This window comes from Patiriisocius hiemis (assembly GCF_031846325.1).
Lineage (GTDB): Bacteria > Bacteroidota > Bacteroidia > Flavobacteriales > Flavobacteriaceae > Patiriisocius_A > Patiriisocius_A hiemis.
This window is the reverse complement of record NZ_JAVRHZ010000001.1, coordinates 616297-633203: the sequence shown is the minus strand read 5'-3', so window position 1 is coordinate 633203 and position 16907 is coordinate 616297. Positions and strand designations below refer to the sequence as shown.

Below are 16907 nucleotides of genomic sequence, written 5' to 3'. Positions count from 1 at the left end.
TTAATTCGACACTAAACAAATCTATAAAAATTAAAGGGTTAATTTAACATTAATTTTACATCTTTATTCACAAGGTTTAAACATTAAATTCTTTTCTTTGTAATCTATTATGATATACATCACATTACATCACCACCATATCTTTTTCCACGCTCACGCGAGGTAGTATGGTATTTTTGTAATTTAAAAATATTCAAAACCCGTTTGAGCATTTCAAACGGGTTTTTTTGTACCTAAAAATCAAAATTATATCTAAAAGAAATAGAATGAAAAAATTAAAAATTGCAGTTCAAAAATCTGGCAGACTTCACGACGAATCTCTGGCATTACTTAAAGATTGTGGAATATCCATAGATAATGGTAGAGACCAATTAAAAGCACAGGCAAAGAACTTCTCATTAGAGATATATTATTTGCGCAATGGAGATATCCCTCAATACCTTAAAGATGGTGTTGTAGATTGTGCAATTATTGGAGAAAATTTACTATTTGAAAAAGGTGAAAACATCGCAGTAGTTGAAAAGCTAGGGTTTTCTAAATGTAGAGTCTCATTAGCGGTTTCAAAGATTTTTGAATATGATTCCATTAAAGATTTAAACGGAAAACGTATTGCAACTTCCTATCCAGTAACTACTCAAAAATATCTAGATGAACGTGGTATCTCTGCAGATTTACACATAATTAACGGAAGCGTTGAAATTGCCCCGAATATTGGTCTGGCGGATGCTATTTGCGATATTGTGAGTAGTGGTAGCACCTTGTTTAAGAATAATTTAAAAGAAGTAGAAGTGATGATGCAAAGTGAAGCGGTTTTGGCTGTTTCACCAAGAATTTCAGAGGAAACGGCTACAATTTTAAATAAACTTCAATTTAGAATTCAGTCTGTACTTAAAGGTCGTGCTTCAAGATATGTGCTTTTAAACGCTCCTAACAATAAGCTAGATGAGATAATTAGTATTCTTCCAGGGATGAAAAGCCCTACTATACTACCACTAGCAGATGATAACTGGAGTAGTGTGCACTCTGTGGTAAATCAAGATGAATTTTGGGAAGTAATAGACCAGCTTAAAAATGCTGGGGCCGAAGGTATTTTAGTTTGTCCAATCGAAAAAATGGTATTGTAAAAAATATAAAATGAAAAGAATTACAAATCCACCAATAACACTATGGGATGAAGTCTTACAGCGTCCTACCCAAACTATAGATGACATTGAAGCTACTGTAAATGAAGTATTTTCTGAAGTGCAAAAAAAAGGAAATTATGCACTAGCAAAATATACAAACCTTTTTGATGGAGTTACGTTAGAGAATCTTGAAGTTTCTAAAGAAGAAATTGATAATGCTAGTAACTTAATTACTTCAGAATTAAAAGAAGCCATACAACTTGCCAAAGCAAATATCACAAAGTTTCATAAAGCACAAGAAACTAAACCCGTTTTAGTAAACACACAAGAAGGGGTTAAATGCTGGCAAGAAAAGCGGCCAATAGAAAAAGTTGGCCTTTATATACCGGGAGGTTCAGCACCATTATTTTCTACCATATTAATGCTTGCAATCCCTGCGAGCTTAGCAGGCTGTAAAGAGATTGTACTTTGTACTCCACCACAAGAAGATGGTTCAATAAACCCAGCTATACTATACACAGCCCAGCTATGTGGAGTCACAAAATTGTATAAGGTTGGAGGAATACAAGCTATAGCAGCTATGACTTTTGGTACAGAAACAATCCCTAAAGTATATAAGATTTTTGGACCTGGAAATCAGTTTGTAACTGTGGCAAAACAATTATCTACAAGATATAACGTAGCTATAGATATGCCAGCAGGCCCAAGTGAACTTCTAGTTTTTGCAGATGAAACCGCAAACCCTGCATTTGTCTCATCAGATTTGTTAAGTCAGGCAGAACATGGTGCAGACAGCCAAGTTGTTTTAGTAAGTACTAAGGCCTCTGTATTAGATGCTGTAGCGATTGAAATAGAAGCGCAATTAGCTTTATTGCCAAGAAAGGAAGTTGCTAGCAAAGCAATTAGTAATTCTAAAATGATTTTAGTGGAATCTTCAGAAATTGCATTAAACCTAATCAATAATTATGCACCAGAACACTTTATTGTAGTTGCAAAAGACGAATCTTTTTTTGTAGAAAATATTATAAATGCAGGTTCTGTTTTTATTGGGAATTACACGCCAGAAAGTGCTGGAGATTATGCTTCTGGAACTAATCATACATTACCCACAAACGGTTATGCAAAGCAGTATAGTGGTGTTAATTTAGATAGTTTTTTAAAAAGTATCACATTTCAAAAGATCACCAAAAAAGGAATACAAAATATTGGAAATGCTATAGAGTTGATGGCAGATGCAGAGGGTTTACAAGCACATAAAAACGCTGTTTCCTTAAGATTAAAAGAACTAATTAAAGAATAATGAAGCAAAATTTTAATCTAGATAAATTAATAAGAGCGAATGTTAAAAATTTAGCTCCATATAGTTCGGCACGTGATGAGTTTACTGATTTTGATAAAGAAATGATTTTTCTTGACGCTAATGAAAATCCTTTTGATACGGATATCAATAGATACCCAGACCCGCAGCAAAAACAGTTAAAAATAAAAATAAGTGCAATAAAAAACCTTTCAATTGACTCAATTTTATTGGGTAATGGGAGTGATGAGGTTTTGGATTTATTGTTTCGAGCTTTCTGCGAACCCAATAAGGATAATGTAATTACATTACCACCCACCTATGGAATGTATAAAGTGCTAGCAGGCATTAATACTGTTGAAAATAGGGAAGTGTTTTTAAATGAAGATTTTTCTCTTAATGTTCATGAAATACTTAAAACACAAGATATTAATTCTAAGCTATTGTTTATTTGTTCACCAAATAACCCAACTGGTAATATATTTTCTGAAGAGAACATTACTGAATTATTAAATAATTTTAATGGAATTGTTGTTATCGATGAAGCCTATATAGATTTTGCAAGGAGTGAAAGTTGGATACAGCGTCTTTCAGAATATGAAAATTTGATAGTTACTCAAACCTTTTCAAAAGCCTATGGTATGGCAGGAATTAGGTTAGGAATGTGCTTTGCGTCTAGTAAAATTATTGAGGTTTTAAACAAAATAAAGCCACCTTATAATGTAAACGAATTAACACAAGAAAGAGCGCTTAATGTTCTAAATGATAATAATAAAATTAATAATGAAATATACTCATTAAAAGTAAATAAAGAGTTTTTATTTAAAGAATTACTTCAAGTTAATTGGGTTCAAAAAATATATCCTTCAGAGGCTAATTTTTTACTAGTAAAAGTAGATAATGCAACTAAAAGATACACACAATTAATTGAATCTGGAATCGTAGTAAGAAATAGAAGCACACAACCACTTTGTGAGAACACACTTCGCATAACAGTAGGAACTAAAGAAGAAACCAATAGACTGATTTCAGTTTTACAAAATATATAAAATGAAAAAAGTATTATTTATAGATAGAGACGGAACTATCATCAAAGAAACAGCAGACGAACAGATAGACGCTTTCGATAAAATGGTATTTTATCCTAAAGTATTTACATATTTAGGTAAAATAGCCAAAGAACTAGACTATGAGCTGGTTATGATTACTAACCAGGATGGTTTAGGTACCGAAGTCTTTCCGGAAGAAACCTTCTGGCCTGTGCATAATTTTATTTTAAAATCTTTCGAAAATGAAGGTGTTGTGTTTGATGAGATCTATTTGGACAGAACGTTTCCGCATGAAAATGCTACTACCAGAAAACCAGGCACAGGTTTATTAACAAAATACTTTTCTGAAGAATACGATTTAAAGAACTCTTTTGTAATAGGGGATAGACTTACTGATATGGAATTGGCTAAAAACTTAGGTTCTAAGGGTATTTTTATCAATGATGAAACAAATCTAGGTACTAATGAAATTACAGTTAAGCGTGATGAGTTAGATAGTTACATTGCCTTAGAAAGTAACAATTGGCAAAAAATTTATGAGTTTTTAAAACTTAAAGATAGAGTTGCTACCATTTCCAGAAAAACAAACGAAACCGATATTTCCATATCACTTAATCTAGATGGTACTGGTAAAAGTGAAATAGATACTGGTATTGCATTTTTTGACCATATGTTAGACCAGATTGCCAGACATGGTCAAATGGACTTAAAAGTTGTTGTTAAAGGTGATTTAGAAGTAGATGAGCACCACACTATAGAAGATACTGCCATTGCACTTGGCGAGGTGTTTTCAAAGGCATTAGGAAATAAACTAGGGATTGAACGATATGGCTTTTGTTTGCCTATGGACGATTGCTTAGCACAGGTAGCTATAGACTTTGGCGGTAGAAATTGGCTTGTTTGGGAAGCAGATTTTAAAAGAGAAATGATTGGTAAAATGCCTACTGAAATGTTTTATCACTTCTTTAAAAGTTTTACAGATGGAGCAAAGGCAAACTTAAATATTAAAGCTGAGGGTAAAAACGAACACCATAAAATAGAAGCTATTTTTAAAGCCTTTGCAAAAGCGGTAAAAGCTGCTGTAAAAAGAGATGCCGAAAAAATGATTTTACCATCAACAAAAGGAGTATTATAATGGAAATAGCAATAATAGATTATGGTGCCGGAAATATAAAAAGCCTTCAATTTGCGTTGCAGCGATTGGGTTATCAAGCTATCCTCTCAGCAGATGCTGCAGCAATCAAAAGTGCAGATAAGGTTATTTTTCCTGGTGTTGGGCAAGCTAATAATGCAATGCGTAAGTTAAAGGCTTCAGGGTTAGACGTGGTAATTCCTAAACTTACACAACCAGTTTTAGGTATTTGCCTAGGCATGCAATTACTTTGTAGCTCTTCTGAAGAAGGAAATACAGAGGGTTTAGGTGTTTTTGACGTTGATGTAAAACGATTTAAGACTAGTTTAAAAATACCTCATGTGGGTTGGAATACAATTTCAGGATTACAATCCACTTTATTTACTAATATTCCTGAAAAAACATTTATGTATTCTGTCCATAGTTTTTATGCTCCACTCGTAAAAGAAACAATTGCATTAACAAATTACGGAACTCAATTTTCAAGTGCATTACAAAAAAACAACTTTTATGGAGTGCAATTTCATCCTGAAAAAAGTAGCAAACTAGGTGAACAATTAATTAAAAACTTTGTAGAACTATGCGAATAATACCAGCTATAGATATCATTGACGGAAAATGTGTACGGCTAAGTAAAGGTGATTACACAACAAAAAAAATATATAACGAACATCCATTAGAAGTTGCTAAGCAATTTGAGGGAGCAGGAATAAAGTATTTGCACTTAGTAGACCTAGATGGAGCCAAAAGTAAACATATTGTTAACCACAATGTTTTAGAACAGATTGCAACAAAAACCTCTTTGCAAATTGATTTTGGTGGTGGTTTAAAAACAAATGAGGATGTCCATATTGCTTTTGAAAGTGGCGCTTCACAGATTACAGGTGGAAGTATTGCTGTTACAAATGCTAAAGAGTTTAATTCTTGGATAGAAAAATATGGTTCAGATAAAATAATTTTGGGAGCAGATGCTAAAGATGAAAAAGTTGCAATTAATGGATGGCTTAAAGAAAGTGATCTAGAAGTAATTCCATTTATTAAATCATATCAAAAACAAGGAGTTATCTATGTAATTTGTACCGATATAAGTAAAGATGGAATGTTAGAAGGCCCGTCTTTTGATTTATACGAGCGAATTCTTTCAGATTGTGACCAAGAAAGTAAATTAAACTTAATAGCCTCTGGTGGTATCTCAAAATTTGATGAACTCCCAAAGCTTGCAGAAATAGGATGTGAAGGGGTGATTATTGGTAAAGCAATTTACGAAAACAGAATCTCCTTAAAAGAACTTGAAAAATATATACTAGATGTTAACTAAACGAATAATTCCTTGCCTTGACATTAAAAATGGACGTACAGTAAAAGGCGTAAATTTCATAAATCTTCGTGATGCTGGAGATCCAGTTGAATTGGCAACCTTCTATTCTGAAAATGGAGCTGATGAATTGGTATTCTTGGATATATCTGCTACAGAAGAGCGAAGAAAAACACTTTCAGACTTAGTGCTTAGCGTTGCTGAAGCTATTAATATTCCTTTTACAGTAGGAGGTGGAATTTCTTCAGTAGAAGATGTTTCGGTATTACTTAAAAATGGAGCAGATAAAGTTTCAATTAACTCTTCAGCAGTTAAAAACCCAGAATTAATTAATCAATTAAGCACTACATTTGGTTCACAATGTATTGTTGTGGCTATTGATGCTAAGGAAATTGATGGTGAATGGAAAGTACACTTGGTTGGCGGTAAAGTACCTACTAATTTAAATCTATTTGATTGGGCAAAAGAAGTAGAAGCCCGTGGTGCTGGCGAAATCTTATTTACTTCTATGGATAATGATGGGACTAAGGCAGGTTTTGCAAACAATGCATTAGCTAAATTATCAAAAGAGTTAACCATCCCAGTAATTGCTTCTGGTGGTGCTGGTAATATTCAGCATTTTATAGATACCTTTACAAAAGGAAATGCAGATGCAGCCTTGGCAGCAAGTGTTTTTCATTTTAAAGAAATAGAAATAACAAACCTTAAAAATAACTTAATGCAACAGGGAATACCTGTTAGAGTGTAAAATTATGGAACTAGATTTTAAAAAATACAAAGATGGTCTTATACCTGCTATTGTTCAAGATGCCATGACAAAGAATGTGTTAATGCTTGGTTTTATGAATGAAGAAGCCTTTAGTAAGACCCAAAGTACCAACCTAGCAACTTTCTACAGCCGTAGTAAGCAAAGATTATGGACAAAAGGTGAAGAGACTGGAAACTATATGGAGGTTGTTTCTTTAAAGGAAGATTGTGATAACGATACATTGTTAGTTCAAGTTAACCCTAAAGGACCTGCCTGTCATAAAGGGCCTGATACATGTTGGAATGAAAAGAACATTTCTAACTTTGGATTTATCTCCTACTTAGAAGACGTTATCCAAGACCGTAAAGATGATCCAAATCATGAAAAATCATACGTTTCCTCGCTTTTTAGACGTGGTATTAACAAGATTGCACAAAAGGTTGGAGAAGAGGCTGTAGAAGTTGTAATTGAAGCTAAGGATGATGATGATTTAGCTTTTTTAAATGAAAGCGCAGACTTGTTATTTCATTTCATGGTGTTACTACAAGCAAAAGGATTTAGAATGCGGGATGTAGAAAGAACATTACAATCCAGACATAAGTTTGATAGAAACGAATAAAACAAAACCTCGCTAATCTTAAATTAGCGAGGTTTTATACTTAGTACTTGGCTGCTATGCCCTGAAATAGACTTGTCCAACTTCCCGTTTTTCCAACCTTTTTTCCAAGGCGGACTATGATAATTTCTTTTTCTGGATTTACATAAATGTGTTGCCCTAAGATGCCTTCAGCTTCGTAAGAATTGTCTTTTTTGTTAATCCACCATTGGTGTTGATAATGCCCTGCTTTACTATTAATAGTGTCGTATTTTGTTGATTTTTCTACCCAATCTTTAGAGACTATTTGCTTTCCGTTCCAGTTTCCTTTCTTAAGATATAGAGTTCCAATTTTTGCAAAATCTCTAGCTCTTGCATTTACACAACAAAAGGTTTTTTCTACTCCATCTTTTTTTCTATCCAAGCTCCATGTTGCATTATATTCCATTCCTAACGGCTTCCAGATTTTTTCTTCTAAATATTCTGAAATATTCTTTTCTCCCAATGCTGCATCTAGCACTAGACCTAATATTTGACTATCTCCACTTCTGTATGAAAACCGTTTACCTTCTTTTACTTCAACCTTTAGTTTACTTACTTCTTTTCTAATATTGGTTCCATAATAGAAACTTGCTGCATGCCCAAATGGATTTATATAACTTTCATTAAACTCAATACCAGACTCCATATTTAATAGATGCTCAATCGTTATGTTTTCAAACCCATTCGCTTTTAATTCTGGTAAGTAATTGGTTATAGGTTCTTTTATAGAAGTAATTAATCCATCATCAAGCGCACAGCCTACAAGAATTGAAAGAAAGGATTTTGCCATAGAAAATGAATTTACTATAGAAGTCTCATCATATTTGTTGAAATAGTTCTCATAACGAATACTATCCTTATGAATAATAATAAATGCTACTGTCTTATTATCTTCTAGGTAGGTTTTAAATGGCACTCTTGTGTTCTTACCCTTGCGAGTAACACTTAAAGAGTCTGGAACAAATCCATTTTGGGTATATGGATATAGAAAAGGCTCTTGACTAGTTTCTATAGTTCTTGATGGAAAGATTTTGTGGTCTGTAATGTCTGCAAAATTATACGTAACAAACCTTCCTACTTTGCAAGAAGAAAATAAAGAAGTTAATACTAAGAATAAGACTAATTTGATTGTTAAGTTTTTCATGATTTTATGGTTTTGATTTCTGAAGCAAACATATTTCATAAAAAAACATAAGACCAATATATATGGTGCTTTGGGGCGAAATGCAATTATTTTGTGGCGAGTTGTATTGCCTCTTTAACGCTAGTGGTAAATGTTCTGGAAACAGGCACCTCTATTTCATGTGACAGATACATGGAAAGCTTTCCGTTTTGATTGTTCCATTGTCTAAAATGGATAGGATTTACCAAATAGGAACGGTGTGTTTTTAACAATTCAGGTAACTCATGTGCAACAACAGAAAGCTTGTTTCTAATTAGTTGTTTTTTTAAGACTGCACCTTGTTCAAAAAATACTTCCACATAATTATCGTCTGCTTTTACCGCAATGAGTTCTTTAAATTCGAGGCGGAGTCCTTCATACGTTCCGTCTCCTGTAATTTCTATCTTACTATCCTCAATTTTCTTTTCTCTATACTTTCCAAGGGCAAACCTACCAATAAGAACAATAGGCAAGATTGTACTAATAGCTGGTAAAAAGATGGAAGTTATAAAATACCAAAGCGAATATGGATTAGGTTCACCAGCAATAATTACATACAAGTACACGCTTCTAGTGACAAGTAAACCAAAAACCACAAACAGTAATGTAAATAAGAATTCACTTTGTATAAACCAATTCTCACGATTACTTCTATATAAAAACGATTGAAATGGCAATATAATTAAATAGGCTAGTGCACCAACAAGTCCATAAATAGGGAGGTAAATAAGTTTTTCGGTAGCGCCAAATTCATGAACATCTAAAGGCTCTGTAAAATACAGAAATACAAAAATCCAAATGGCTAACCCAACACCAATGAGTATATGGTTTTTTACAGCGTAGTCAAAAGGGTATTTGTACTTCAATTTTTGTTTGGTTTAGTAGAATGTAAATTTAAAATATATACCTTAGTATTGAAATATTATTTTCATGGCAAACAGAAAAAGAAAAAACAGAACTGTAATTGGGAAGTTGAAGAACAAAAATGAAATGCCAGGTGCGGTAACCTATAAGGGTACTAAGACTTCTCAAGTTACCAAGTTGGAGATTATAGATTTTTCAAAAGATCATTATAATCAATTTGACACTTCAAATATTGAAGATGCTTTTAAATTTAAATCAACAGATAATGTTACATGGATTAATGTAAATGGTTTAAGCAATACTAAAGAGATTGAAAGGCTAGGGGAGTACTACAACCTACATCCTCTTATTCAAGAAGATATTGTAACAACAAACCAGCGGCCTAAAATGGATGAGTATGACGATTACTTATTCATTGTATTTAAGATGCTGCATTACAATGAAGAGGGTGTTTTTGTGAATGAGCACGTGAGTATGACAATGGGAAAAGGTTATGTAGCCACTTTTCAAGAAGCAGATGGGGATGTGTTTGATAGTGTGAGAGAGCGTCTTGCCAATAGCAAAGGAAAAATTAGAGCCAATGGTTCAGATTACTTAATGTTTGCTTTACTGGATGCTGTAGTGGATAACTACTTTAGTGTAATTGAAATTTTAACAGTAAAGATTGAACAAATTGAAGATGAGCTGTTTGAAGGGTCTCCGGAAGACGATTTAATTCAAGAAATACAAAAGCTTAAAAAAGAAATTCTACGTATTAGGCGCGCTGTTGTTCCGCTAAGAGAGGTTATTAATCGCCTTGAAAAGACAGAGACCCCACTTATTGAAGAAAGAACTCAAAACTATATTAGAGACTTATATGATCACATTATACAAGTTTCTGAGAGTGTTGAGATATATCGTGATATGATTTGGGGGCTTATGGACATGTATATGACTACCATAAGTAATAAAATGAATGAGGTCATGAAAGTACTTACTATAATGGCTTCTATCTTTATTCCACTTACCTTCATGGCTGGGATTTACGGGATGAATTTCGAGTATATCCCAGAACTCCAATTTAAGTATGGGTACTTTGTACTTTGGGGCGCAATGATTTTGGTGTTTTTTGCAATGCTTTACTACTTTAAACGTAAAAAGTGGCTTTAAATACAAGTATCATAAAATTTAGAAGTATAGTTTTTTAACTTTTAAAAACTATACTTCTAAACTCTAATTTTACCTAAGCCATCCCTTTTGTGCAGCTCCTTTACTGTAGAAGTATAAAAAGATTGCTATTGCGATAACTATAAGTGGCATAGCGATAGCAGTAGGTCCAATAACATCCATAACATCAGTAGCAAATATCCAATAGATTTGTGCTACTAATACAGCTAGCAATGATATTAAAAACAATACAACAGTTATTTTTTTACGTATTAGCATTGTAATACAGGCAAGTACTCCAGAGAATACGGCTATTCCAAATACAATGATGTACCATTGCGGAATACTTGTATATAAAGTGGCTTGGTCTTCTGGTAAGGCTTCTACCATTGCTTCTAACATAAAAGCTACTCCAAAAAACTGAAATAACCCCATTAAGTTCCATAGTAATGCCAGTACAGCAATAATCCAAAAAGCGGTGTTGGGTTTGTTTGTTGTTGTCATCATGATTAATTGGTTTTAGGTTGATTATAAATATAAACAATTTTAAGAGGAGTTTAAGAAAAAAGCCTCTATGTCAATATCATTAATACAACCTTAACCTTTTTGCCTTATAGTTTAATAAGGCTATAACGATACTTGAGAAACAATAAATTTACCTTTGAGGTAACAAATATTAATTTAAAAAATACACATAAAATGGAAAAGAGAATTGCAATAGTAGCAACAAATGGTTTTGAAGAAAGTGAATTAAAATCTCCTAAACAAGCAATGGAATCTGAAGGATTCACAGTAGATATAATTAGTGATAAGAGTGGAACAATTAAAGGTTGGAATGACGGAAATTGGTCTAATGAATATACTGTAACCAATACCTTAAATAATGTTTCAGCAAAAGATTATGATGCGTTAATGTTACCTGGTGGAGTAATTAACCCAGATATATTACGCCAGAATGATGATGCATTAACATTTATTAGAGATTTCTTTAAGCAAAGTAAGCCTGTAGCCGCTATTTGCCATGCACCGCAATTATTAATTGAAGCAGATGTAGTTAAAGGAAGAACTTTGACATCGTATAACTCAATAAAAACAGACCTTCAAAATGCGGGAGCATTATGGGTAGATAAAGAGGTTGTTGTTGATGAAGCATTAGTAACAAGCCGAAATCCAGACGATCTTCCAGCATTTAATGCAAAATTAATCGAAGAGATTAAAGAAGGTAAACACGAACTACAACATGCATAAGTAGTATAATATCCCTAAAACAAAAAATCGCTGCACCTGCAGCGATTTTTTTATATTTATAAAAAACTTACTATGAACATCCCAACGTCTTCATTTCAATTTTTAGAAAAACTTAAAAAGAACAACCACAGAGATTGGATGCAGGAGCATAAAAAGGAGTATCAAAAAAATGAAAAACAGTTAAAAGCCTTTTATGCAGAAATTGAGAAAGGTCTTAATAAGAATGATGAGATAGCAAAAGTCAAGGTTTTTAGAATAAATAGAGATATACGCTTTAGCAAAGACAAAACACCTTACAATGTACATAGAAGTGTAAGTTTTAGTAGGGCAGGTGCACACCGTAGAGGTGGCTACTATTTACGACTAGAGCCCGGTAACTCCTTAATGGCTGGAGGCTTTTTTGATCCAGAGCCTAAAGATTTATTACGCATTAGAAAAGAGTTTGAGATGGATGCTTCAGAAGTTAGAAGTATTCTAGATGCTCCAAAATTTAAAAAAGCATTTGGTGGTTTTAATCAAGAATATAAAGTAAAAACAGCTCCTAAGGGCTTCAGCAAAGAAGACCCTAATATAGACCTAATCCGTTTAAAAAGTTACTTTGTAACACATCAATTTACAGACAAAGAGGTTTTTTCCGAAGATTTTTCAGAAAAACTATTGTATCACTTTCAATTGCTACGTCCATACTTCGATTATATGAGCGAAGTATTAACTACAGATTTAAATGGAGTTTCTCTATTAGAGTAAAACTAACTAGCAAGTAAAGAAGAAGGCTCTAACAGCTGTACGTTACTTTTAAGACGCTCTTTTACAATATTCATCATACGCTTATTAAGTGCCGAAGAATTATCTGTGTAGACTTTATATTCATCTATCGTAAATTGCCCAATAATAATTCCTTTAAGTCCATTTCTAAACTTCATATCCTTGTGGATGGCATTATCTATATAATCTAGACGTTTCTCTATAGAGAGGTCGTAAAATACATTTTTGTGTTTTTTGATATAGTTTTTAAAGACTTCAACCAACAAGTTATTCTGAAGTTTTGCAATAGGACGTAGCGTTGCATTCTGAAACATCTCTTCGTCGCTCATACCATCATTTACCTTAGCAGATGGGATATTGGGACGTAATTTCAATAAAGTAAGATCGCGAGCTTCCATGATTTAGGATTTTTATTAAAATTATAAAATAGCACGTACAATTTTAAATAATATTAGGTAAGTTATAAAAGGGTTCTTAACAGTCACTTGTGCGTTAAAGTAGTCCTAAATCACACAAAATTAATACCTATTTTATGTAACTTTAAAAATAAAAATGCCAACTGTAACTTCAATAAATCCGTACACTCAGAAAGAAATAGAGTCTTTTACAACGCACACCAAAAAAGAAGTAAAAGTTTTTTTAGATAAAGCAGAAAAGCGATTCGCTTCCTGGAAAACAACTTCGTTTACTGAAAGAAAAGAACTACTTAACAACGCTGCAAAAGAACTCAAAGAGAATAAAGAAACCTACGCAAAGAAAATTACTGAAGAAATTGGCAAACCCATCTCACAATCTATCGCCGAAATTGAAAAATGTGCATGGGTGTGTGAGTATTATGCAGCAAATGCCGCTTCACACCTAGAAGACGAGATAATAGAAACCGATGCCGAAACCAGTTATGTGTCCTACGAACCGCTAGGCGTACTACTGGCAGTAATGCCCTGGAACTATCCATTCTGGCAGGTATTTAGGTTTGCTGCTCCAGCATTAATGGCTGGTAATGTTGCTGTATTAAAGCACGCCTCAAACGTATTTGGAAGTGCATTAAATATCCAAAAAGTTTTTGAAAAAGCTGGGTTTCCTAAAAATTGCTTTACAACGCTGTTAATTAAGAGTGATATAGTAGCCTCCATTATAGAAAACCCTATTATAAAAGCTGTTACAATTACGGGAAGTGGCCCTGCTGGTAGTGCTGTAGCAAGTAAAGCTGGAGAAAATATAAAGAAAACTGTTTTGGAGCTTGGAGGTAACAATGCTTTAATTGCATTAAAAGACTGTGATATTGATGCTACTCTAGATACTGTGGTGCAGGCTCGATTTCAAAATACAGGGCAAAGTTGTATTGCTGGAAAACGACTTTTGGTACATAAGGATATAGAAAATGAGTTTACCCAAAAACTAGTAAAAAAAGTAAGAGAACTTAAGAGTGGTAACCCAAGCAATGCCGAAACTTATATTGGTACGATGGCAAGAACAGACCTAGCAGTAGAACTTGAAGAAATTTTACAGAAATCTATAAAAATGGGTGCCAATGTATTACTAGGAGGGAACAGGCAAAACGCTTATTTTGAACCTACAATTGTTAATAATGTTACCACAAAGATGTCTTTGTTTAAAGAAGAAACCTTTGGCCCCGTACTCCCTATACTACCTTTTAAAGATATAGAAGAGGCCATAGAGCTCTCAAACAACTCAAACTTTGGGTTAGGTGTCTCTATTTTTACAAAAGATATAAAGTCTATACAACCTTATATATCTCAATTTGAAGAAGGCGCAGTATTTATAAATACGCTAGTAAAAAGTGACCCAAGACTCCCTTTTGGTGGAGTAAAGCAAAGCGGCTACGGGAGAGAGTTAAGCAGTCATGGTATCCAAGAATTTGTAAATAGAAAAACGGTCTATATTACAACTAGTTAAAATTATGTAGCTTTACAGGATAACGTTAACAAAAAACTCATGGTATCCTGATTTATTTACGGGATAACACTAATAAATAAAACGATATAACAAGTTGGCATTCATTGTGAACTGTCTCAATAAAAAATTAATAACTGAAGATAATATGGAAAATAAAAAACCAAAAAATAAGCGAAACTTCTATATCGGAATGATAGTTGGAGCCCTTATATTTTACATTTTCAAGGAATTTGTATTACCAATGATTAATTAATGCCTGAAGAATGATAAGTGAAAATTACGTCTGAACTTTTAGCTCGTAACTGGAATCGAAAACCAAAACCTTAACTATACGCGTAATTTAGCAAGTTTCAGAATTGTTCACTCAATCGGAATTGAAAAATTTTGCGGAATAAAAATCTGTGCGAATTCACTCAAACGCTGGAAAAACAAAAACTGAAATAAGCTGGATAATTAGTACTCTGAACAAAACAACGAAATGCCAACAACGTGTATAATTAATGCTTAACTGGTTAATACGAGGAAATTATCCTACAATTTGTATATTTATCTAATCGGAGAATTGGCAAGTCAGAGCCTTGCTATTTTTCTCCAGCGGAGTTTTCGTCGCAAGCGACTCAGCCTAAGCTAAAATAGCTAAAGCTCCTTCCGCACTAATCATACACAAATACGTTGTGCTTCATTATGACAAACCGCTAACCAATGATAAAATTCTTTAGAAAAATTAGACAAAAACTGCTATCTGAAAGTAAATTTAGTAAGTACTTGATTTATGCACTCGGAGAGATTGTGCTGGTTGTCATTGGAATTTTGATTGCACTACAGATTAATAATTGGAATGAAACAAGGAAAATTGGAAAAGTTGAAAAAGAAATTCTGAATGTATTACTTGAAGATTTAAATTCCGCAAAAGAATTTTCAAAAGAGTATATCAGAAGTGAGCAAAATTATCTTGACATTATTGAAACGATACTACATAATGATTCATTAAAGACAGTATTAACCAATTCAGATAGAACAAAAGAATATTTCAACAAAGCGTTTTGGGATTTTGAAATAAAATTTCCTGTAATTAATACTTATTCGGATTTAAAGAATGCTGGGAAAATCACAATTGTCCAGAACGATTCTATTCGAGACCGACTGAGCGTCTTAGAGGCAAATATTTATAATCTAGATAAACTAATTCAGGATAGAATGAATGTTCATCAAATTAGAATTGATGAAATTTGTGTCGAATATGTTAACTTCCTTCCACTTCTAAAATTTAAGATGCCTGATTATAATATTTCATTAGGTCCGCAAAACGACTATATTGAAATTATGGCACATCCGAAAGTGCGAAACTTAATGGGAATCAAGTCTGTTCTAACGAATGAAGCCTTAGGTTATCGAAAAAACCTTCACAATGAAATAGAAGCAATCATAAAATTGATAAAGACCGAACTGAACGAAGACCAGAACTGAAAAGTATAAATAACGAAAGCACAACAACGTGTATAATTCATTGCTGGTTATAGCCTACTTACGAAAGTCCTCGCGGACTTTCTATTTGGTTTGTATTTGCTAAATTAGTTGCTTAAACACGCAACTAACCATACACAAAACCGTTGTATGCAACCTGAAAAACTGAATGAATAACGAACAAACTGCAATACGAACTACATATTTTAGCATAATTGGAAACATCAGTTTAGCTTTGATTAAAGGACTTGCAGGATTCTTTGGTAATTCATATGCACTCATTGCTGATGCAATAGAATCAACAACCGATATTTTCTCCTCTCTACTTGTGCTATTTGGTTTAAAATATGCCAAACGGCCAGCAGACAAAAATCATCCATACGGACACGGAAAAATTGAACCGCTAATAACATTCTTAGTAGTAGCTTTTCTTGTAACATCAGCAACTATTATTGCCTACGAAAGCATTCAAAATATTCAGACACCTCATAAGGTTCCAAAATCTTGGACTTTGATTGTACTTGGTGCAATTATCATATGGAAAGAAGTGTCCTTTAGAATAGTAATAAAAAAAAGTAAGGAGACAAATAGCACTTCACTCAAGGCAGATGCTTGGCACCATAGAAGTGATGCAATTACTTCAATTATGGCATTCATTGGAATTTCTATCGCTTTAATTTTCGGAAAAGGATATGAAACAGCTGACGATTGGGCAGCTTTATTAGCTTCTGCTTTTATTTTATACAATAGCTATTTAATTTTTAGACCTGCTTTAGGAGAAATTATGGATGAGCATTTATATGATGACCTATTGGAAGAAATTCGAGAAGAGTCTTTAAAAGTTAGAGGTATAGTTGGAACAGAAAAATGTTTTATTCGAAAAGCAGGAATGAAATACCACGTTGATTTACACGCAATTGTTAATGGAGAAATTTCTGTTAAGGATGGCCACGATATTGCACATTATTTAAAGGACCATTTGCGAAATGAAATACCAAGTTTAGGACACGTCTTAATCCACATTGAACCAGATAAATAA

The 16907-nt window shown here is 33.3% G+C and carries 18 protein-coding genes; 14 read left to right on the top strand and 4 right to left on the bottom strand.

What is annotated here, in order from left to right:
* Window positions 1-266 precede the first annotated feature (266 nt).
* From hisG to hisIE, 8 genes are read left to right on the top strand one after another with little or no spacing between them, the layout of a single operon-like run.
* The gene (gene hisG / locus RM538_RS03025) at window positions 267-1124 is read left to right on the top strand and encodes an ATP phosphoribosyltransferase (RefSeq protein WP_311331915.1); all 858 of its coding nucleotides are present in this window, start codon (window positions 267-269) and stop codon (window positions 1122-1124) included.
* Window positions 1125-1134: 10 nt separating this feature from the next.
* On the top strand, window positions 1135-2424 hold the full coding sequence (hisD, locus tag RM538_RS03020; RefSeq protein ID WP_311331914.1) for a histidinol dehydrogenase: 1290 nt from the start codon (window positions 1135-1137) through the stop codon (window positions 2422-2424).
* The gene (gene hisC, locus RM538_RS03015) at window positions 2424-3470 is read left to right on the top strand and encodes a histidinol-phosphate transaminase (protein WP_311331913.1); all 1047 of its coding nucleotides are present in this window, start codon (window positions 2424-2426) and stop codon (window positions 3468-3470) included. Before hisD ends, hisC begins: the two co-directional genes overlap by 1 nt.
* Window position 3471: 1 nt before the next feature.
* Complete coding sequence (gene hisB / locus RM538_RS03010; RefSeq protein WP_311331912.1) at window positions 3472-4605, top strand: bifunctional histidinol-phosphatase/imidazoleglycerol-phosphate dehydratase HisB; 1134 nt, start codon at window positions 3472-3474, stop codon at window positions 4603-4605.
* Window positions 4605-5192, top strand: a complete 588-nt coding sequence (gene hisH, locus RM538_RS03005; RefSeq protein WP_311331911.1) for an imidazole glycerol phosphate synthase subunit HisH — start codon at window positions 4605-4607, stop codon at window positions 5190-5192. Before hisB ends, hisH begins: the two co-directional genes overlap by 1 nt.
* Window positions 5183-5920, top strand: a complete 738-nt coding sequence (gene hisA, locus RM538_RS03000; RefSeq protein ID WP_311331910.1) for a 1-(5-phosphoribosyl)-5-[(5-phosphoribosylamino)methylideneamino]imidazole-4-carboxamide isomerase — start codon at window positions 5183-5185, stop codon at window positions 5918-5920. The genes hisH and hisA overlap by 10 nt, the downstream gene beginning before the upstream one ends.
* Window positions 5910-6665, top strand: coding sequence for an imidazole glycerol phosphate synthase subunit HisF (gene hisF, locus RM538_RS02995; protein WP_311331909.1), 756 nt, complete (start codon window positions 5910-5912; stop codon window positions 6663-6665). Before hisA ends, hisF begins: the two co-directional genes overlap by 11 nt.
* Before the next feature lie 4 nt (window positions 6666-6669).
* Window positions 6670-7284 (top strand): bifunctional phosphoribosyl-AMP cyclohydrolase/phosphoribosyl-ATP diphosphatase HisIE, encoded by a 615-nt coding sequence (gene hisIE / locus RM538_RS02990; RefSeq protein WP_311331908.1) that lies wholly within the window; start codon window positions 6670-6672, stop codon window positions 7282-7284.
* 40 nt (window positions 7285-7324) lie between these two features.
* Here the strand turns inward: hisIE and RM538_RS02985 are convergent, their stop codons facing one another.
* Both RM538_RS02985 and RM538_RS02980 read right to left on the bottom strand, forming a co-directional pair.
* Window positions 7325-8446 carry a serine hydrolase domain-containing protein gene (locus RM538_RS02985; RefSeq protein WP_311331907.1) on the bottom strand — a complete coding sequence of 374 codons (1122 nt, stop codon included), beginning with the start codon at window positions 8444-8446 and terminating at the stop codon, window positions 7325-7327.
* Window positions 8447-8532: 86 nt separating this feature from the next.
* Window positions 8533-9330 (bottom strand): LytTR family DNA-binding domain-containing protein, encoded by a 798-nt coding sequence (locus RM538_RS02980; RefSeq protein ID WP_311331906.1) that lies wholly within the window; start codon window positions 9328-9330, stop codon window positions 8533-8535.
* Window positions 9331-9394: 64 nt separating this feature from the next.
* Here RM538_RS02980 and corA point away from each other — a divergent pair, with 64 nt between their 5' ends.
* Window positions 9395-10477, top strand: coding sequence for a magnesium/cobalt transporter CorA (gene corA / locus RM538_RS02975; RefSeq protein ID WP_311331905.1), 1083 nt, complete (start codon window positions 9395-9397; stop codon window positions 10475-10477).
* A gap of 69 nt (window positions 10478-10546) precedes the next feature.
* Here corA and RM538_RS02970 read toward each other — a convergent pair whose 3' ends face one another.
* On the bottom strand, window positions 10547-10981 hold the full coding sequence (locus RM538_RS02970) for a hypothetical protein (RefSeq protein ID WP_311331904.1): 435 nt from the start codon (window positions 10979-10981) through the stop codon (window positions 10547-10549).
* Window positions 10982-11173: 192 nt separating this feature from the next.
* On the opposite strand from RM538_RS02970, the gene RM538_RS02965 reads away from it, so the two are divergent.
* Both RM538_RS02965 and RM538_RS02960 read left to right on the top strand, forming a co-directional pair.
* Window positions 11174-11722: a type 1 glutamine amidotransferase domain-containing protein gene (locus RM538_RS02965; protein ID WP_311331903.1), complete on the top strand. Its 549-nt coding sequence runs from the start codon at window positions 11174-11176 to the stop codon at window positions 11720-11722.
* Between the two features lie 72 nt (window positions 11723-11794).
* The gene (locus tag RM538_RS02960) at window positions 11795-12469 is read left to right on the top strand and encodes a DUF2461 domain-containing protein (RefSeq protein ID WP_311331902.1); all 675 of its coding nucleotides are present in this window, start codon (window positions 11795-11797) and stop codon (window positions 12467-12469) included.
* 2 nt (window positions 12470-12471) lie between these two features.
* Here RM538_RS02960 and RM538_RS02955 read toward each other — a convergent pair whose 3' ends face one another.
* Window positions 12472-12885, bottom strand: coding sequence for a glyoxalase (locus RM538_RS02955; RefSeq protein ID WP_311331901.1), 414 nt, complete (start codon window positions 12883-12885; stop codon window positions 12472-12474).
* Window positions 12886-13039: 154 nt separating this feature from the next.
* On the opposite strand from RM538_RS02955, the gene RM538_RS02950 reads away from it, so the two are divergent.
* The 3 genes from RM538_RS02950 (at window position 13040) to RM538_RS02940 (ending at window position 16907) form a co-directional block, all read left to right on the top strand.
* The gene (locus RM538_RS02950) at window positions 13040-14404 is read left to right on the top strand and encodes an NAD-dependent succinate-semialdehyde dehydrogenase (protein ID WP_311331900.1); all 1365 of its coding nucleotides are present in this window, start codon (window positions 13040-13042) and stop codon (window positions 14402-14404) included.
* 702 nt (window positions 14405-15106) lie between these two features.
* The gene (locus RM538_RS02945) at window positions 15107-15871 is read left to right on the top strand and encodes a DUF6090 family protein (RefSeq protein ID WP_311331899.1); all 765 of its coding nucleotides are present in this window, start codon (window positions 15107-15109) and stop codon (window positions 15869-15871) included.
* Window positions 15872-16037: 166 nt separating this feature from the next.
* A complete protein-coding gene (locus RM538_RS02940; RefSeq protein ID WP_311331898.1) occupies window positions 16038-16907 on the top strand; it encodes a cation diffusion facilitator family transporter in 870 nt (289 codons plus the stop codon).

Excerpts from the sequence above, each read along its gene's own strand:
- hisG (WP_311331915.1), top strand. The coding sequence starts at position 267 with ATGAAAAAATTAAAAATTGCAGTTCAAAAATCTGGCAGACTTCACGAC.
- hisD (WP_311331914.1), top strand. The coding sequence starts at position 1,135 with ATGAAAAGAATTACAAATCCACCAATAACACTATGGGATGAAGTCTTA.
- hisC (WP_311331913.1), top strand. The coding sequence starts at position 2,424 with ATGAAGCAAAATTTTAATCTAGATAAATTAATAAGAGCGAATGTTAAA.
- hisB (WP_311331912.1), top strand. The coding sequence starts at position 3,472 with ATGAAAAAAGTATTATTTATAGATAGAGACGGAACTATCATCAAAGAA.
- hisH (WP_311331911.1), top strand. The coding sequence starts at position 4,605 with ATGGAAATAGCAATAATAGATTATGGTGCCGGAAATATAAAAAGCCTT.
- hisA (WP_311331910.1), top strand. The coding sequence starts at position 5,183 with ATGCGAATAATACCAGCTATAGATATCATTGACGGAAAATGTGTACGG.
- hisF (WP_311331909.1), top strand. The coding sequence starts at position 5,910 with ATGTTAACTAAACGAATAATTCCTTGCCTTGACATTAAAAATGGACGT.
- hisIE (WP_311331908.1), top strand. The coding sequence starts at position 6,670 with ATGGAACTAGATTTTAAAAAATACAAAGATGGTCTTATACCTGCTATT.
- RM538_RS02985 (WP_311331907.1), bottom strand. The coding sequence starts at position 8,446 with ATGAAAAACTTAACAATCAAATTAGTCTTATTCTTAGTATTAACTTCT.
- corA (WP_311331905.1), top strand. The coding sequence starts at position 9,395 with ATGGCAAACAGAAAAAGAAAAAACAGAACTGTAATTGGGAAGTTGAAG.
- RM538_RS02970 (WP_311331904.1), bottom strand. The coding sequence starts at position 10,981 with ATGATGACAACAACAAACAAACCCAACACCGCTTTTTGGATTATTGCT.
- RM538_RS02965 (WP_311331903.1), top strand. The coding sequence starts at position 11,174 with ATGGAAAAGAGAATTGCAATAGTAGCAACAAATGGTTTTGAAGAAAGT.
- RM538_RS02960 (WP_311331902.1), top strand. The coding sequence starts at position 11,795 with ATGAACATCCCAACGTCTTCATTTCAATTTTTAGAAAAACTTAAAAAG.
- RM538_RS02955 (WP_311331901.1), bottom strand. The coding sequence starts at position 12,885 with ATGGAAGCTCGCGATCTTACTTTATTGAAATTACGTCCCAATATCCCA.
- RM538_RS02950 (WP_311331900.1), top strand. The coding sequence starts at position 13,040 with ATGCCAACTGTAACTTCAATAAATCCGTACACTCAGAAAGAAATAGAG.
- RM538_RS02945 (WP_311331899.1), top strand. The coding sequence starts at position 15,107 with ATGATAAAATTCTTTAGAAAAATTAGACAAAAACTGCTATCTGAAAGT.
- RM538_RS02940 (WP_311331898.1), top strand. The coding sequence starts at position 16,038 with ATGAATAACGAACAAACTGCAATACGAACTACATATTTTAGCATAATT.